This window comes from Streptosporangium sp. NPDC051023, from assembly GCF_040689595.1.
Classification (GTDB): domain Bacteria; phylum Actinomycetota; class Actinomycetes; order Streptosporangiales; family Streptosporangiaceae; genus Streptosporangium.
In genome coordinates this window covers 1-16,851 of the sequence record NZ_JBFBCE010000042.1, presented here as the reverse complement: position 1 = coordinate 16,851, position 16,851 = coordinate 1, and the positions used below count along the sequence as shown (strand labels likewise).

The following is a 16,851-nucleotide window of genomic DNA, read 5'->3' as shown; positions in this document are numbered from 1 at the left end:
ACACGGAACCCGCGGAGATAGATTGCTTGACTCCACGGGTTCCACGGACCTCGCGCACGGCCCGCCCGCCGGTCACGGCGGCCGTGCCCGTGCCCGGCGCCGTTTGGAGCGTTCCGTTCAGGCAGTCACAGGAGGATGCGCGCCCATGACCCACCAGCCTGCCGCAGACGGTGAAACCGGGCAGGAAGAGGGGCGGCCGCTCCCACGCCGGCTCGACGCGTCCCGCTGCTCCCATATCGAGGCCGGCCGCCGGTGCGTCCTGCCCGTGGACCACGAGCTGGAGCACGTCTACCCGCACCGCAAGGCCGCCACCGGGTGAGCCCCGTCGAATAGCATGTGGTCGCACCTGTACGGCATGCCACGAGGACGAGAAGGGCGGAGCGGGCCTCCATGTTCGACGACAAGACACAGGAGACCCTCAGACGCCTGCTCGACCTCGCAGAGCACCCCTCGACCCCGCAGCCGGAGCGGGCCCTGGCCGTGGCCAGGATCAGGGCGCTCATCATGGTTCCCGAGGGAGACGCCAGGCGCGCGCCGGTCACCGCGGCCATGGACGCCGACATCCTCAAGAAGATCAGGCCGTTGACCCGAGGAGTCGACGAGGACCTGGTGAACGAGGTCCACGGCGACCTCTACGCCTTCGGGACCCGTTATCGCGTGATCGGCGAGGTCGCCGATGAGATGGCCCGCCTGCTCGAACGCTGGAGCGGTGTCGTCCCGGACAAGCGGCACCGGCACGAGGAGGCGGTGCGGACCGCCGCCTCGAAGCTCGCCTACCTCCTGGAGCGCCGCGACCTGTTCCGCAAACCCAGGTGGAGCAGCCGCCCGCGCCCCAGATGAGAGCGGCGCGGGAGGCGGGAACGGGCACGCGGAAGGCGGCCCGCACGGCTCAGCGGGCGGGCCCGCGGGGCCGCGGGGCCGCCCGGCAACGGTCACGCGCGAGGCGGGCGGCGCCTCACATGACCCGGGTGCTCCGATTCAGCGGACCCCGGCGGCCAGGCCCTCGCCGAAGACGTCGAGGAGCAGGGGCAGCTCCTCGTCGGGCACGGTACGGCCGTAGTCGGCGAGCTGGAAGGTCTCCGCGTGGCGGACCCGCTGCGCGTGCGCGTCGCCGTACCGCTTGGCCAGGGCGGGGCGCATGCCGTCATCCGCGATCATGAACTCCTCCCAGTTGGCGAGGACGAACGCGCGGCGCTCCTCGACCGCGTCCTCCGCGGGCACCAGGGCGGTGAGTCCCCGCGCCTGCGGGGAGTACTCGAAGAACTGCGAGGCATGTGCCGCGCAGGCGTCCAGCTTCCTGTCGATCACGGGGTCGACGTCGACCGCGATGTCGTGCCGGTGAAAACCCGGGGTGGCGTAGTCCATCATGAGCAGGCAGAGCGGCTGGCGCTCCAGCGCGGGCCTGCCGGGTACCACGTTGGGCGTCGTGCAGAAGGCAACCGCGTCGGCCACCAGACGTCCCGCCGCCCGGTTGTCCGGGTGACCGGGGCCCTCGCCGTGCAGGGCGACGACCACGTCCGCCCGCCACTCGCGGATCAGCTCGATCACCTTTCTGCGCATCGCGACGGAGGGTTCGAGCTCACCATCGTGCACGTCGAGGATCTCGTACTCCAGCACGCCGAGCGCCTCGGCCGCGCGCACGGCCTCCCCGGCCCTGCGCCGGGCCAGCGGCACCGGCTCCATCGTGAAATGGCCCGCGTCACCGTTGGTCAGCGACACGAATTTCACCGCGTGGCCTGCGCGGGCCAGCAGCGCCGCGGTTCCACCGGCGTACATGTCCGCCTCGTCCGGATGGGCACCGATGACAAGGACTTTCGACATTCCTGTTCTCCTTCATGGATACGGCTTCGTTGGCAGGACTTCGTGGAGGCTGTCTCGCCGACCCGGCTTCCCGGGCGCGGTTCTCCTCCGGGGGAACGGTTCGGCGAAGGCGGGCGGTCATCGCGTCAGCGGCCTGCCGTACCGGCCTTGAAAACCCGCTCGCGCGCGATGTCCAGGGCGAACTCGACGGCGCCTGCCCGTACGGCGTTGCCGCTGACCGTGCTGAGCACCAGCGGGGTGCGGGCGAGCGCGGTGGCGGCCAGCCGGGCGGCGACCATTCGGCGGAGCTCCTCGCCGCCCGCCGCGCACAGCGAGCCGCCGAGCACCACCAGATCCGGGTCGATGACGCCGACCATCGCGATGACACCGACGGCCATCCTGGCGGCCAGCGCCTCGAGGAAGCCCGTGTGCCCGTCGGCGACGGCCTGGCGAACGGCGTCCACGGCACTGGTCACCGCCGTTTCCGCTGTCGTGCCCGCTCCGGTGTCCTTCGTCTCGCCCGTCGCGGGACCTGTGGCGAGGTCGTGGGCCCGCGCGAGCCGCAGTACGGCATCCGCCCCGAGAATCGAGTCGAGCGGGCCGCCCTCGGGGCCGAGCACCCTGCCCCGCTCGACCGGGTCGGGGACGACGATGGAGCCGATCTCGCCGCCCCGCCCCGTGGCGCCCCGCCACAGGGCGCCCCTCAGCACCACACCCGCGCCGATGCCCTGGCCCAGCCAGAACAGCGCGAAGCTCTCCACGTCACGGGCCGCGCCCTTGACCATCTCCTCGACCGTGACGAGGTTCACGTCGTTCTCCATGCGCACGCGGTCGTTGCCGAGCCGCGCGCGCAGGGGGGCGAGGTCGTGCACGTGCTCCCAGCTGGGCAGCTGGATCACCGCGTCCAGCCGGTCGCCGACGACGTCGACGACACCGGGCATCCCGACGACGATCTGCTCAAGGTCTCCGGTCCGCAGTCCCGCCTCGCGCGTGGCCTCTCCCACCGCGACGGCGAGTGAGCCGATCGGATCGTGGATGCCGGGGGTGGCCATGCGGTGCTCGCCGACCACCTGGCCCGTCAGGTCGGCGACGGCCACGTCCAGGGCCTCCGCCGTGACGTCGACCCCGGCCACGTGGCAGCAGGAGCCGTCCAGTGCCCACATGTGCGCGGCCGGTCCCGCGCTGCCCGGCTTGCGGCCCCCCTTCTTCACCAGGCGGGCGCTCTCCAGCCGGCGCAGCACCTCGGCCGCGGAGGCCTTCGACAGGCCGGTCAGGCTCTCCAGCTCCCCCCGGGTGAGCGGCCCGCTGCGGAGCAGGAGTTCCAGGGTGGCGCGCTCGTTCAGGGTGCGCAGGACACGCGGGCTTCCGGACGACATGCTCATCCTCGTTGTCTGGGCGGTCTGGATCATCGCTACTTCAGCGCACCCGAGGTTAGCCCGGACTGGATCTGACGCTGGAAGACGGCGTAGACGATCACCACCGGAATGATGGACATGCTGAGTGCGGCGAACAGGGCGGGCCAGTCGGCCTCGTATCCGGCGATGGTCGAGATGTCGGCGATGCCCTGGGTGATCACCCACTTGTCCTTGGCGCCGGAGAGCAGCACCAGTGGCAGGAGGTACTGGTTCCACTGGCCGAGCACGTTGAAGATCGTGATGCTGATCAGCCCGGGCTTGGCCATCGGCAGCATGACCTGGAAGAACGTCCGGACGTGCGACGCGCCGTCGATCATCGCCGCCTCGGCGACCGAGGTGGGCAGCGTTCTGAAGAACGAGGCCAGGAAGAAGATCGTGAACGGCAGGGAGTAGGCGATGTAGACGAGGACCAGGCCGGTGTGGGTGTTCAGCAGTCCGACCTGGTCGACCACGAAGAAGAGCGGCACCAGGGCGAGGAAGACGGGGAAGGCCATGCCGGAGACGAACAGGTAGTAGATCAGCCGGTTGCCGGGAAACCGGTAGCGGGCCAGGACGTAGGCGGCCATCGAGCCGAAGAGCATGGTCCCGAAGGTGCCCGCGGCGACGACGACCACGGTGTTGAGCATGTAGGTGCCGACGTTCGCCCTGCCCCAGGCGCGGGCCCAGTTGTCCCAGCGCAGCTCGGCGGGCAGCTGCAGCGCGTCCCCGAAGATCTCGGTGTTGTCCTTGAACGACGCGAGCAGGGTCCACAGCAGCGGGAGCACGACCAGCAGGGCCCACACGACCAGCGCGGCGTGCGAGAGGCCGGTGAGCAACCTGAGGCGAGGGCGCCCGGACTCGCGGGTGACGGCGGCGGGTGTGGTGCGCGGTGGCTCGGTGGTGAGCGTCACGGTCAGAACTCGATCCTCTCGCGGCGGGTGACACGCAGGGTCAGCGCCGCGAACGTGATGGTCATGAAGAACAGCGCCACACCCATCGCCGAGGCGTAGCCGAACTTCGAGTAGCTGAAGGCGGTCCTCCAGATCTCCAGGGGCAGCACGGTGGTCGCGCCGTCCGGGCCGCCCCGGTCGACCGAGAGCACCTGCACCAGCGCGAAGCCGTCGAAGGCGGCGATGCCCAGATAGACCCAGCCGACCTGCACGGTGTCCCACAGCAGGGGCAGGGTGATCGACAGGAACATCCGCACCCGGCCCGCGCCGTCCAGCGCCGCCGCCTCGAAGACATCCCTGGGGATCGCGGCCATGCCCGCGGAGAACAGCACGACGTAGAAGCCGACGGCCTGCCAGACCATGACCGCGATGATCGACCAGAGGGCGAGGCCGGGCTCGGTGAGCCAGCCGACCGGCTCCAGGCCGAGCTTTATCAGGGCGCCGTTGATGACGCCGCTCTCGTCGGGCCGGTAGACCGCCTTGAACAGCACGCCGACGACGGCGACGGCGAGCACCTGGGGCAGGAAGAACACCACCCGGTAGAACCCCGACCAGCGCACCCCGCGCATCGTCCCGCTCGCGCCGCCTCCACCCAGGTTGAGCAGGTAGGCGAAGAACAGCGCGAGGGCGATCGTGACGAGGGGCAGCGTCACCAGCAGCACGCCGTGGTTGCGCAGAGCCTGCCAGAACGCCTGGTCGTCCCAGAGACGGGCGAAGTTCTCCAGTCCGACGAACCCGGGGGCGCGTGACACGCCCCGCCAGTCCGTCAGCGCGATCTGGAAGGCCTGGACGTACGGATTGATCACGAAGGCCGCGTAGAGCACCGCCGGTACCACGAGGAATCCGGCGACGAAGCCGAACGTGCGCAGTCGCGCGAGCATGGGCTAGGCGCTCCGCGTCTGCTTGGAGACCGACGAGTCCTTCTTGATCTCGTCGGCCTTCTTCTGCATGTTCGCGCAGAACTGCTCGGGCGTGATCCGGCCTGCCATGACCGCGTTCGTCTGAGTCTGGGAGTAGTCGAACAGCTCCTTGTACCAGCTCTCGAACCGGGCGTCGGTGATGGTGTTCTTGCCCGCCGCGTCCTGTGCCCGTGCGGCGCTCCGCACGGCGGGAGGAAGGTCGAGGCCGTCGGCGACGCCGTTGACCACGGTGAGGTTCTTGGTCTTCTCGGTGTAGCCGCGGGCCCCCTCTCTGGAGAGCATGATCCGCAGGTACTCCAGGCCACCCGCGGGGTTCTGGCCCTTGGCGGAGGCGAAGAACGCCTCGCTCACCCCGACCATGATGGCCTCGGCGGGCATCTTGTCCGCGGTGGTGACGCTCGGCACCGGGGCGATGGCGTATTCGAAGGAGTCCGGCTTGTCCTTGGCCATCTCGTTCTCCAGCCAGGAGCCGCAGGGGTAGAAGGCCACCTTGTCCTGCAGATGCTTGATCTGCGTCTGAGTGTGGTCCAGGCCGAAGTAGGCCTTGTCGCCGTACCTGGCCTGCAGGTCGGCCCAGGCGGAGACGGAGGACAGGACGGCAGGGCTGGTCCAGGCGCCGTCGGCGAGGTTGTCGATGTCGATGATGACCTGGTTGCCGCCGATCTTCGCCGCCGTGTAGACGAGGTTCCAGACCTGGTAGAACGGCCCGACCTGCCCGGGATAGGCGAAGAGCGTGATGCCCGCCCGCTTCGTCTCCTCGCCGAGCGCGAGGAAGTCGTCCCAGGTCTTGGGCACCGTCCAGCCCTTGGCTGCGAAGAGCTTGGCGTTGTACCACAGGGCGCGGTGGGCGACGGTGTAGTTGAGCACGTGCGGGACGCCGTCGATCAGGGAGTTCTCGAGGACGCCGCCGACCAGTGTGTCGCGCACCTTCTTTCCCGGATCGTCGATCGACGGGGCGTCGAAGAGCGCGGTCAGGTCCGTGAGGTGGCCCTCGGCGGCCAGCGCCGCCATGTCGAGCGCCTCGGGGCCGGAGTTGTTCACCACGTCCGGGACGTCGCCGCTGACGAAGCGCGGGCGCAGCTGGGTACCGATCTTCTGGGTCGGGACGTGCTTGATCTCCGCCTGCGGATACATCTTCCGGTACAGCGGCTGGTGCAGCCCCGTCGCGTAGCCGTCGCCGTTGCCGCCATTGAAGATCACCACCTCCAGAGGCTTCCGGGGGTCGACACCGAGCGGGTTGGCCGCCGAGGTCGCGGCGGCCGAGGTGGAGGCTGCCGGAGTCTGTGCGGCTGTGCCACCGCTGCCTGCGGTCGCGCAGGCGCTGAGCAGACCGGCGCCCGGTCCCGCGACCAGGGCGGTCAGGCCGATCCGGCGCAGGAGCTGCCGCCGGTTCATCTCGTTCGGCATGCCGGTGGATTGGGACATCAAGTCCTCCTGGGGGGAAGCGCGGATGTGTGACTGGATGTCGCTCCCGGGATGACGGCTCCCGGCCGGTGTGCGGCGGCGAACCCGTTCAGCGATCACTTCTGCGACCGCACGGGTGAGGCGGTCATCGAGGTGACACGTGGAGCTAACCGTCTGGATACTTTCTAGACGGTTAGCGGGGATCCTAAGCACCTCCCCTGTCCGGAGTCAATGGCCGGACGGCGGGGGAGGTGCGGGAAGGAGAGGGGGGAGGGCGGACGGCCCGCGGCCCGCGCTTCGCCACGCGGCCCCATGAAGGGCCCGCAGGAGAGGGACGGGAGCGGGGCGGTGGCGGGCGGCTCAGGCCGGTGGGATGTGGACCTCGACCGTCCGGCCGTCGGGGTCGTGGAGCAGATGGCGTCCGGAGGGCAGCGTCGTGCCGTCCAGGCTGAAACCGGGGTCCAGGGCGAAGCCGAGTCGCAGGGCGCCCGTCGTCCGCCGAGATGTCGACGGGTAGATCTCGAACACGGTCCCGTCGCCGAGCACGGCGGCGTAGTGCCGGGGACCCTCGCCGTGCCGCTCGGGCCGCAGGTCCAGGCCGAGGGAGCCGTAGAAGGCGCGGCAGGCCTCGAGGGCGGGGGTGTAGATCACGAGCAGGGTGGGTCTCGGAGCCATGTTCCTGTCTCCGTGAGTGTCTTTCCGGTCCCCGGGACCTGAGGTCCGCCGCCTCCGGGCTTCGGCGGCAGACCTGGGTCAGGCGTTCCTCAGATCAGGCCGAGCGCGAGCATCGCGTCCGCGACCCGCTTGAACCCGTCGATGTTGGCGCCGGCCACGTAGTCGCCCGGCATGCCGTACTCGTCGGCGGTCTGCAGGCAGCGGCCGTGGATGTCGCGCATGATCTGCTGCAGCCGGTTCTCGGAGAACTCGAAGGTCCAGGAGTCACGGCTGGCGTTCTGCTGCATCTCCAGCGCGCTGGTCGCGACCCCGCCCGCGTTGGCGGCTTTGCCGGGCCCGAAGGCCACGCCTGCCTCCTGGAAGATCCGGATTCCCTCCGGGGTCGTGGGCATGTTGGCGCCCTCGCCGACCGCGATGCAGCCGTTGCCGACGAGCAGTTCGGCGTCGCGGCCGGTGAGCTCGTTCTGGGTCGCGGACGGCATCGCCACCTCGCAGGGCACCTCCCAGATGCTCCGGCCGGGAACGAAGACCGCGTCCCCGCCCCTACGCTCGGCGTAGACGTCCATCCGGTGGCGCTCGACCTGCTTGACTCGCTTGAGCAGGTCGAGGTCGATGCCCTTCTCGTCGACGACGTAGCCGGAGGAGTCGGAGCAGGCGACCACGACGCCACCGAGCTGCCGCACCTTCTCGATTGTGTAGACGGCGACGTTGCCCGACCCGGAGACCACGACGCGCTTGCCGTCGAACGACGTGCCGCGTGCCTTCAGCATCTCGTCGACGAAGAACGCGCAGCCGTACCCGGTGGCCTCGGTCCTGACCTGCGCGCCGCCGTAGCTGAGTCCCTTGCCGGTGATCACACCGGACTCGTAGCGGTTGGTGACGCGCTTGTACTGGCCGAACAGGTATCCGACCTCGCGCTGCCCGACGCCGATGTCACCGGCGGGAACGTCGGTGTACTCGCCGATGTGGCGGTACAGCTCGGTCATGAAGCTCTGGCAGAACCGCATGACCTCCCGCTCGGAGCGGCCCTTCGGGTCGAAGTCGGAGCCGCCCTTGCCCCCGCCGATCGGCAGGCCGGTCAGGCTGTTCTTGAAGATCTGCTCGAAACCGAGGAACTTGACGATGCCGAGGTAGACCGAGGGGTGGAAGCGCAGGCCGCCCTTGTAGGGGCCGAGCGCGCTGTTGAACTCGACCCTGAATCCCCGGTTGATGTGGACCTCGCCCTGGTCGTCCTCCCACGGGACCCGGAAGATGATCTGCCGTTCCGGCTCGCAGATCCGCTCGATGATCTTTGACTCGGCGTACTCCGGGTGCTTGCCGAGCACCGGGCCTATGCTCTCCAGCACCTCGCGGACGGCCTGGTGGAACTCGATCTCGCCCGGGTTGCGCCGCAGCACGTTCTCGTAGATCGATGACAGTCGCTCGTGCAGCATCAGATGATCCCCTACCCCTCAGGAGGCGTTTCTGCGCCCCACCCTAGGGGGAGACGGCCGGTGCGTCCGCCCCACCTTAGAGGCAGGCGGCCGGTGCCCCGTCCCCGGGCGACGACCGCCCCGGCCACCTGGGAGAACCTCTAGGGACGCAGAACGATCTTGCCTGTCGTGCGGCGGGCGAGGATGTCCTCCAGCGCCGTTCTGGCGTCGGACAGGGCGTACTCGCCGCCCGCGATCGGCCGGATCCGGCCCGTCGCGGTGAGTTCGAGCAACTCGCTCAGCTGCGCCCGGTAGCCGCTGGGGTGGGCGAGCAGGGGCCGGATCCAGAAGCCCGCGACTGAGATGTTGGTCTCGGTGAGACGGCCGACGTCGACCGGGCTCGGGTCCTGGTGGGAGGCGGTGCCGTAGCTGATCAGGCGGCCGAACGGGGCGACCGCGCCGAGCGCGGCGTCGAACACGGGGCCGCCGACCGCGTCCAGGATCACATCGGCGCGTTCGCCCAGGTTGGCCTCGATCACCCGTTCCGCGTAGCCCTCCGCTGCGCCGTCGACGGCCGCGTCCGCGCCCAGGCTCAGCGCCAGGTCGAGCTTCTCCCGGGTCGACGCGGTCGCGATCACCCTGGCCGCCCCGAGTTCCTTGGCCAGCTGGACCGCGAGGTGCCCCACACCGCCCGCCGCGGAGTTCACCACGACGCTCTCGCCCTTGCGCACCCGCGCCGCCGTGCCCAGCAGGTGCCAGGCGGTCAGGCCCTGGATCAGCAGCGCCAGCACCTCGCCCGCGCTGACCTCCTCCGGCAGCTCGACGAGGTTGTCCGCCCTGATCAGGGCCTTGGACGCGTAGCCATGCCCGGCCAGGCCCATAACTCGGCGGCCGTCCGCGGTCCGCCCGACGACCTCGCTGCCGGGGATGAACGGCAGATCCGGGGGAAGGTAGGTTCCGGCGATCCGCTCGGCGTCGGCGTAGTTCACCCCGGCGGCCTCGACGTCGACCAGGACCTCGTCCGAGCCTGGCACCGGGTCGGGCAGCTCGGTCTCGGTCAGCGTTTCCGGGCCGCCGAGACGCGTGATCTGGATGGCGCGCATGAGTGTCCTCTGGTCCGTCGGTTGGTTGTGCCGGTCAGCGTAGAAAGCGCCATGAGAGGGAACCAGGGGACGGAGTTCATGGGATCGTGTTTTCCATGAAGGACGTTCATATAACGTCTGCAGCGTGACCAACGAGGATCTGACGGCGGGCGAGCTGCGCGTTCTGGTCGCCGTCGAGCGGGAGCGCGGCTTCTCCGCCGCCGCGACGGAGCTCGGTCTCACCCAGTCAGCGGTCTCCCACGCCGTCAGGGCCGCCGAGCGCAAGATCGGCACGGTGCTGTTCAGACGTGGCCGCAACGGCGCCCAGCCGACGGCCGCGGGATCCGCCGCGGTCGGGCACGCCCGGCGCATCCTGCGCCTCATGGACGTCATGAAGGCCGAGACGCACGCCGTCTCCGCGGGGGAGACGACGGGGACCATCAGGGTCGCGGCGTTCCGTAGCGCTGCCTTCCACCTGCTGCCCACCGTGCTCGCGCGGTTCGCCAGGCGCTACCCGAAGGTCACGGTCGACGTCCGGATCGTGCAGGAGATCGGCAGGGGCATCGCGGGGGAGGTGCTGGACGGCCACGCCGACCTCGGCATCGCCACGCTCCCGTCGAGGGTTGACGGCCTGATCGGCCGTGACCTGTTCGCCGAGCCGTACGTGCTCGCCTATCCCGCGGGACACCCCCGCCCGCGCAGCCTGCCGATGATCGACTGGCATGAGAACTGCTCGGCCGAGACCAGGCTGTGGCTGGCCAGGCAGGCCTGGATCCCGCCGAGCGACATCCAGGTCGAGGACGACGGGGTCGTGGTCTCCATGGTCGGCTACGGCCTCGGCACCGCGATCGTCCCGAGGCTGACCCTCGTGGACGCGCCGCCGAAGGTCGCGATGGAGGAGCTCGACGAAGACCCGCCGATGCGGCACGTCGGCTACGTCACCACCTCGGAGATGCTGAGCTCGGTCGTCGTCCGTGACCTGGTCGGCGAGCTGAGGGCCTACTGCGCCAAGCGGTTCGCCGCGGCGAGCTGAGCGCGTCGCCACGGCGATCAGGAGGCCTCAGCGCCCCGGTGAGGGCCAGGCGTTGGGGCGGCAGCCGTACAGGGACTTGGTCTGCTGGAGCATCACGGGGGCTCGCCTGCCGGGGCCGGGACACGGCACGTGGCCGTGGCCGAGCCCGTGGCCGACCTCGTGGTTGATGACGTACTCGTGGTAGGAGGCGACGTCACGGCCGTACCCTCGGGCGCCCGCGTTCCACCGCTTCGCATTGATGACCGCGCGCCCGTGGTTCCAGCACGACAGCGCGCCGAAGGTGACCAGCGGCCTGCAGCGCCGGTCGGTCAGCGCGGGGCTGGACAGCGAGACCCTGATCTTCACCGGGCCTCGCCGCACCCGCTGGAACCGGAATCCCCAGCTCCGCCGGTCGTTGAGGATACGGTGCACCTCGTCGGCGAACTCGCGCCCGTTGAACGGCAGCCCGCGCTCGACCTCGACGATGTAGCGGATCACCTTGCCGCCCCTGCGCCCTCGGGGAGGAGCGGGAGGCGGGGCGTCGATCGCGACGACGCCGTAACGGCCGCTCGCCGACTCGGGCACGGAGACCCGCCGCGGCTGCCGACGCCCGTTCGCGAGAAGGAACGTCCGTTCCGGGCGCGTCTCCCGTGGTTCCTCTGTCGGCACGGGTGGCGGAGTCGGCGTCGCGGGCTCGGGCAGCCCGAGGGCCTGCAGGGCGGGCGGCTCGGGCTCGTCGGGTTCCTGGACCGGATGACCGGTCAGTACGGCGCCGCCCCCGACCACGAGCGTGACTGAGATACTGACAGCAAGAAGCCATAAAAAGGGCTTACGCTCGCTAAGCCTCACGTTCCTCGACATAGGCCGTAAACCTTATTATCCATCGCCCCGCCGATCATCTCGGGGAGGATCTGACGGCCGGGCGGCCCTGCGGCGCTCCGCGGGCCGTCCCTCGCGTCGTCCACATCGGGCGCCGGCGATGGGACGGAGGTCACGATGAGCACGCAGACGACCGCAGGGGCGAGCGCGGAGGAGTTCGCCGAACGCCTGATGGGTGCCGCGATCGCCGCGTTCGGGACGGACATGCGCGAGGCGCAGGCGGAGATGAACCGGCCCTGGTTCGAGCACGCCCTCCCCGGAGCCCTCGCCGGGGTGCCCGACCTCGACGCGGTGCTGCGCCGCCCCGGCGCCCGCCTCGCCGACGTCGGCTGCGGCGGCGGCTGGTCGACCATCGCGCTGGCCAGGTCCTATCCGGAGGCGGTCGTCGAGGGCGTCGACATCGACGGTCCCTCGATTGAGCTGGCCAGACGCAACGCCGAGGCGGCCGGGCTTGACGTCGCCTTCCGCGAAGGGGATGCGGAGTCACTTCAGGAGAACCGCTACGACGCGGTCTTCGCCTTCGAATGTCTCCACGACCTGCCCCGCCCCGTGGGCGTGCTCGCCGCGGCCAGGCGCGCGCTCAGGCCGGGCGGCACGGCGATCGTCATGGACGAGGCCGCGGCCGACTCCTTCACCGCCCCTGCGGACGAGACCGAGCGCCTGCTGTACGGGTTCAGCCTGCTGATCTGCCTGCCCGACGGCCTGTCCCACCGGCCCTCCGCGGGCACCGGAACCGTCATGCGCCCCGCGACCCTGCGCCGCTACGCCCTGGAGGCGGGCTTCCGCGACGTCGAGGTCCTGCCGATCCGCGACTTCGGGTTCTGGCGGTTCTACCGACTGCTGCCGTGACGAACCGCCTGCCGCGCATTTCCTCTTTAGGGGCGGGGGATTTATGACATATTCCCATTTTGGGGATATGTCATTTTTTCTCCGAAGGTGACTGCCGGTTCGCCGTGGCGGTCGCGTGGTTTTCCGCCGGACGATGATCCGTTTTTTCGAATGAGTAATTTTCCGCGGTGCGGAGCGCCTGCAACCTGCTTTCCTGTGATGTGGCGGCGGGTGCCGGGCGAGGTCTCACCCCGGCTTCCCGCGCCGTGTGTGATGCGGAGATGGCGGCGGGCGGGAATTCGGGGCGCGGTGTGTCTCCGTGGCCGAATTCGGTCACGAGAATGCGTGATCCGTTTCTCCGGATATGAAACGATAGCCGTTTAACGGTCGTCAATGAGATTTCAGTGATGTTCCTCTCGGCGGCGTTGAGCCGTGACAGCCGAAGGGTGGGGTTCCGTGAAGACTCGTCCGGACGACCCGGCGCTCCTGCGCGACATCGTGGCCGCTGAGCTGGCGCGGACGCCGGGCCGCGAGTGGTCGGTCGACGGCGAGAGCTTCTGGTGCAAGGTGACCCCTGTCGCGTACCCGATGCCCGCGCAGGGGTGGAAGCTGCACGTGTCGGCGACGATGCTTTCCGCCCCTGTCGTGCTGTCGCGCGTCGCCCCCGTGCTCCTCGAGGCGGGATGCGCCTTCAAGTTCCCCGCCAGGCTGGGCGACTACTGGGAACTGACGGCCCCGCACAGCCCTCGCGCGGGCGCGGGCAAGTTCGTCACCGCCTACCCGCTCGACGACGCCGAGTCGGTACGGCTGGCCGCCCTGCTCGACGGTGTCACCGTGGGACTGCCCGGACCGGTCGTCCTGTCCGACCGCCCCTACCGGGAGGGCGGGATCGTTCACTACCGCTACGGAGCCTTCAGCGGGCACAGGACGCTCGGCAACGACGGGTTCTACGAGATCAGGCTGCGCACGCCGGAGGGGACGCTGGTGCGCGACGAGCGGCTGCCGAGGTTCTCGCCGCCCCCCTTCGCGATCTCCCCCTTCGAGGCGCCGTCCCGCGAGAGGCGGGGGACGGGGGCGACGAGGGCGACGAGGGCGACGAGGGCGACGAGGGCACAGCCGTCCGCTGTCGTGCTGAACGGGCGCTTCGTGGTCCGCGAAGCCGTACGGCACGCGAACAGGGGCGGCGTCTACGTCGCGGAGGACCGGGTGACCGGCGCGGAGGTCATCGTCAAGGAGGGACGCCCGCACGCGGCCTCCGACCTCGGTGGCAGGGACGCCCGGGACCGTGTCGCGTTCGAGCGGTCCCGCCTCGACGCCCTCGCGGGCACCGGGATCGTGCCCGCCGTGGTGGACTTCTTCGAGCAGGGAGGGCACGTCTTCCTCGCGGAGGAGCTCGTCGCCGGGACCACGCTGCGGCACTGGTCCGAGCAGAACGCGGGCCCCCTCGGCGGGGACGGCTTCGGGCACGGCGCCGCGCAGGTGCTGCCCGTCCTGCGCCGTCTTGTCGAGGGGACACGGGACGTCCACCGCCACGGCCACGTCCTGCGCGACCTCTCACCGGACAACGTGATGCTCACGCCCGGCGGCGGCCTCAAGCTCATCGACCTGGAGTACGCCGCCGTGCCCGGGACCACCGTCATGACCGGCGGTACCCCCGGCTTCCTCGCGCCCGAGCTGGTGCCGCACAGCGGCAGGTTCCTGCCGGCGCCCGGCCCGGCGGCCGACCTCTACGCCCTCGGCGCGATGGCGTACTTCCTGGCGACCGGCACCGCTCCGCAACTCGCCGAGGACGAGGTGACCGGGCCCGCCCGGGGGCGGCGCGTCGCCGGTCACGTCGCGGAGGTCGCCTCGGCCAACGAGACGCTGGCCCTGCTGCTGCCCCTCGTGACGGGCCTGATGGCCGAGCCCGAGCTGCGCTGGCCGCTGGACAGGTGCGGGGAGTTCCTCGACACGCTCGACGCGGACCGCTCCCTCACCGCCGAGCAGGGGTCCCCCGTCGCCCCCGCCCGCCTCAGGGGCGCCGCTCCCGCAACGGTCGACCTCGTCGCCGACGGGCTCGCGCACCTGGTGGAGACGCTGGACCCCCGTGAGGACGGCCCGTCGCCGTGGCCGAACGTCACGGAGGGCGTCGAGGCGGACCCGTGCTCGGTGAACGCGGGCGTGGCGGGAATCCTCGGCGTCCTGACCCTCGCCCGCCGTACCGAGGGCGGGCAGGACGTCGCCGCCGCCGCGGCCTTCGCCGCACGGTGGCTGCGCGGGCGCCTCGCGCAGGAGGAGGCCTGGCCCCCCGGCCTGTACTTCGGCCGTTCGGGAGCCCTGTGGGCGCTCCACGACGCCGCGGAGGCGGAAGGGGACGCAGAGGCGGGGGAGTTCGCGCTGCGGGCGGCTCACCGGCTGCCGGTCGGCCACCCGATCCTTGACGTGACGCACGGGCTGGCGGGCTGCGGCATGACACTGCTGCGCCTGGCCCTCAGATCAGGGGACCCCGCGCTCCGTGAACGGGCCGCCGAGGCGTTCCAGCACCTGCACGACGCCCGCTCCTACCGGCAGGGGCACCCGCAGTGGCCCGTCCCCGAGTCGTTCGACTCCGGCCTCGCCGGAGCCAACCATCTCGGCTTCGCGCACGGCGTCGCGGGCATCGGCACCGCCCTGCTCTACGCGGCGGAGGCTCTCGGACGGCCCGAGTGGATGGAGAGTGTGCACGAGATCGCCCGCACCCTCGGTGAGCACGTGGACGTCGACGGGGACACCGCGTGGTGGCCGACCCTCCCGCACGAGCCGGAGACGCTCCGCCCGCGCAGGCCGCACTGGTGTAGCGGATCCTCCGGGATCGGCTCCTTCCTGATCCGCTACTGGAGGGCCACGGGTGACCACGACGCGCTGGACCTCGCGGCCAAGGCGGCCAAGGCCGTGCACCGCGTCCGCTGGCAGCTCGGCTCCGTGCCCTGCCACGGCCTGCCGGGAGAAGGGGAGTTCCTCCTCGACATGGCCGAGTTCACCCGCGACGACCGCTACCGCCGATGGGCGGAGGATCTGGCCCGGTGCCTGGAGGCGAGAGCCGTGAACCGCTCGGGCAGGTCGCTGGTGCCCGACCCCTTCTCCAAGGTCCCCCCGGGCTTTCTCGGCGGTACGGCGGGCATCCTCGCCTTCCTCCTACGGCTACGCCACCGGAACGCGCGGCTGTGGATGCTGGACGACGTCGTTGCGGCCCACGGCGACCGCCCGCCAGGACTCGCCGCCTTCCCCCAGGAGGCGGCGCCAGGGAAACAGGACGCCGCGCCCGGCGCGGCCGTGATCCCGTGAGGAGGTGACAAGCATGTCCTTCGACGTTCAGGACCTTCAGGGTCTGCAGGAGCGTGAGCCCGCGGCCACTGAGGCGGCCCGGCTGACCAACTGCCGCATCCACCCGTTCTGCACCGACAACTGACACCGGATGCCCCGGTGACCGGCCACCGGCACCGGCGACCGGTGCCAGGTCCCGCCTGCCCGCACGGGGCAGGCGGGACCCCGGGCCGGCCGGCCGCACGGGCCGCCCGGCGGGGTCACACCTGTACGGCGGGCACCGCCACCCGCGCCTCCCCGGCCCGCGACCACGTCGACAGGGACAGCCAGATCAGCGACACACAGGCCATCAGGTGGATCCCGCTGATCAGCGGCGTGTCCGGCAGGGGCGCGAGCAGGGCGAGAAGCGGCAGGAAGACCCCGTACCCCACGGCGGCGGGCCAGGGCAGGACCCGGGCCCTGAGCATCGCGAGGCCGAACAGCAGGACGCCCGGCACGAAGACCGCGACGGAGCCGAGCAGCGCCAGCCTCGTGGGTCCCCTGAGCAGCTCGGCGGCGACGGTCTCGTCGAGGAAGAAGACCACCAGGTTCAGCGAGAACGCGACCCCGGCGAACAGGCCCAGACCCAGGACGTTCACCGCGTACGCGATCGCGCCGAAGCGCCCGGCGGCGGCGCTCTGCCGGAGGTGGAAGGCGGTCACCGCCGGCGCCGCGAAGGTGGCTCCGACGCCCGCGATGAAGCTCGTCGCGGCGGTCTCGCCGGTGAACGTCTCGATCGCGCCGGGTATGCCGAGAGAGAGTCCGGTGAGGACCCCGCAGACCGCGCCGAAGCGCAGCAGCCAGGAGATGGACATCCGAGGAACCCCTTTTCTGTGTGGTTCGGTGAACGGGCGGTGTCCGGGCGCGCGGTCCCGGTTCCGGGACGGCATGGTTTTCGTGTGGTCACGGCGCCGTGAGCGCGGTCCACGCGGTGCCGGTTGCCGCGGACGCCGTCTGTGAGGGGCGGCCGGTTCCGCGGCGGTGCGTGCCGGACGAGACGACCGTAGGAACGGCGGGGGGCGGCGCGTAAGTGCCGTAGGGGCTCGGTGGCCCGTCCGGACGTCACGGCCGTGACAGGGGAGCGGGCCGTCCGGCACGTGCCGGACGGCCGAAAACGTGACAGGGCCGCGGCCGGTCGGCACGTGCCGACCGGCCAAAAAGAGGTGAGGCGCCC

The 16,851-nt window shown here is 70.9% G+C and carries 15 protein-coding genes; 5 read left to right on the top strand and 10 right to left on the bottom strand.

The genetic code is table 11. The annotated features are described in order from the left end of the window. The first annotated feature begins 145 nt into the window (after positions 1 to 145). Both AB0395_RS26090 and AB0395_RS26085 read left to right on the top strand, forming a co-directional pair. On the top strand, positions 146 to 319 hold the full coding sequence (locus AB0395_RS26090) for a hypothetical protein (protein ID WP_366284901.1): 174 nt from the start codon (positions 146 to 148) through the stop codon (positions 317 to 319). A gap of 71 nt (positions 320 to 390) precedes the next feature. Next, entirely contained in the window at positions 391 to 840 is a 450-nt protein-coding gene (locus AB0395_RS26085) for a hypothetical protein (RefSeq protein ID WP_366284898.1), read from the top strand. 138 nt (positions 841 to 978) lie between these two features. Here the strand turns inward: AB0395_RS26085 and AB0395_RS26080 are convergent, their stop codons facing one another. The 8 genes from AB0395_RS26080 to AB0395_RS26045 all read right to left on the bottom strand — a co-directional run bounded on the left by AB0395_RS26080 (position 979) and on the right by AB0395_RS26045 (position 9,658). After that, a complete protein-coding gene (locus AB0395_RS26080; protein ID WP_366284895.1) occupies positions 979 to 1,821 on the bottom strand; it encodes a PIG-L deacetylase family protein in 843 nt (280 codons plus the stop codon). A gap of 125 nt (positions 1,822 to 1,946) precedes the next feature. Next, positions 1,947 to 3,176 (bottom strand): ROK family transcriptional regulator, encoded by a 1,230-nt coding sequence (locus AB0395_RS26075; RefSeq protein WP_366284892.1) that lies wholly within the window; start codon positions 3,174 to 3,176, stop codon positions 1,947 to 1,949. Positions 3,177 to 3,211: 35 nt separating this feature from the next. Next, complete coding sequence (locus AB0395_RS26070) at positions 3,212 to 4,105, bottom strand: carbohydrate ABC transporter permease (RefSeq protein ID WP_366284889.1); 894 nt, start codon at positions 4,103 to 4,105, stop codon at positions 3,212 to 3,214. Between the two features lie 2 nt (positions 4,106 to 4,107). Beyond that, entirely contained in the window at positions 4,108 to 5,025 is a 918-nt protein-coding gene (locus AB0395_RS26065; RefSeq protein ID WP_366284886.1) for a sugar ABC transporter permease, read from the bottom strand. A gap of 3 nt (positions 5,026 to 5,028) precedes the next feature. After that, entirely contained in the window at positions 5,029 to 6,489 is a 1,461-nt protein-coding gene (ngcE, locus tag AB0395_RS26060; protein WP_366284883.1) for an N-acetylglucosamine/diacetylchitobiose ABC transporter substrate-binding protein, read from the bottom strand. A 339-nt stretch (positions 6,490 to 6,828) separates the two neighbouring features. Next, the gene (locus AB0395_RS26055; protein ID WP_366284881.1) at positions 6,829 to 7,143 is read right to left on the bottom strand and encodes a glyoxalase/bleomycin resistance/dioxygenase family protein; all 315 of its coding nucleotides are present in this window, start codon (positions 7,141 to 7,143) and stop codon (positions 6,829 to 6,831) included. A gap of 89 nt (positions 7,144 to 7,232) precedes the next feature. Continuing rightward, positions 7,233 to 8,576 carry an NADP-specific glutamate dehydrogenase gene (gene gdhA / locus AB0395_RS26050; protein ID WP_366284878.1) on the bottom strand — a complete coding sequence of 448 codons (1,344 nt, stop codon included), beginning with the start codon at positions 8,574 to 8,576 and terminating at the stop codon, positions 7,233 to 7,235. Between the two features lie 140 nt (positions 8,577 to 8,716). Then, on the bottom strand, positions 8,717 to 9,658 hold the full coding sequence (locus tag AB0395_RS26045) for an NADPH:quinone oxidoreductase family protein (protein WP_366284875.1): 942 nt from the start codon (positions 9,656 to 9,658) through the stop codon (positions 8,717 to 8,719). A gap of 124 nt (positions 9,659 to 9,782) precedes the next feature. Between AB0395_RS26045 and AB0395_RS26040 the strand changes: the two genes are divergently transcribed. Continuing rightward, entirely contained in the window at positions 9,783 to 10,670 is an 888-nt protein-coding gene (locus tag AB0395_RS26040; RefSeq protein WP_366284873.1) for a LysR family transcriptional regulator, read from the top strand. Between the two features lie 27 nt (positions 10,671 to 10,697). On the opposite strand, the gene AB0395_RS26035 is transcribed toward AB0395_RS26040, so the two are convergent. Then, on the bottom strand, positions 10,698 to 11,435 hold the full coding sequence (locus AB0395_RS26035; protein ID WP_366284870.1) for a DUF3152 domain-containing protein: 738 nt from the start codon (positions 11,433 to 11,435) through the stop codon (positions 10,698 to 10,700). 210 nt (positions 11,436 to 11,645) lie between these two features. On the opposite strand from AB0395_RS26035, the gene AB0395_RS26030 reads away from it, so the two are divergent. Together AB0395_RS26030 and lanL are read left to right on the top strand one after the other, a co-directional pair. Then, the gene (locus tag AB0395_RS26030) at positions 11,646 to 12,377 is read left to right on the top strand and encodes a class I SAM-dependent methyltransferase (protein ID WP_366284867.1); all 732 of its coding nucleotides are present in this window, start codon (positions 11,646 to 11,648) and stop codon (positions 12,375 to 12,377) included. A gap of 435 nt (positions 12,378 to 12,812) precedes the next feature. Further along, complete coding sequence (gene lanL, locus AB0395_RS26025; RefSeq protein WP_366284865.1) at positions 12,813 to 15,659, top strand: class IV lanthionine synthetase LanL; 2,847 nt, start codon at positions 12,813 to 12,815, stop codon at positions 15,657 to 15,659. A 239-nt stretch (positions 15,660 to 15,898) separates the two neighbouring features. On the opposite strand, the gene AB0395_RS26020 is transcribed toward lanL, so the two are convergent. Then, the gene (locus AB0395_RS26020; protein ID WP_366284862.1) at positions 15,899 to 16,492 is read right to left on the bottom strand and encodes a hypothetical protein; all 594 of its coding nucleotides are present in this window, start codon (positions 16,490 to 16,492) and stop codon (positions 15,899 to 15,901) included. Between the last annotated feature and the right edge of the window lie 359 nt (positions 16,493 to 16,851).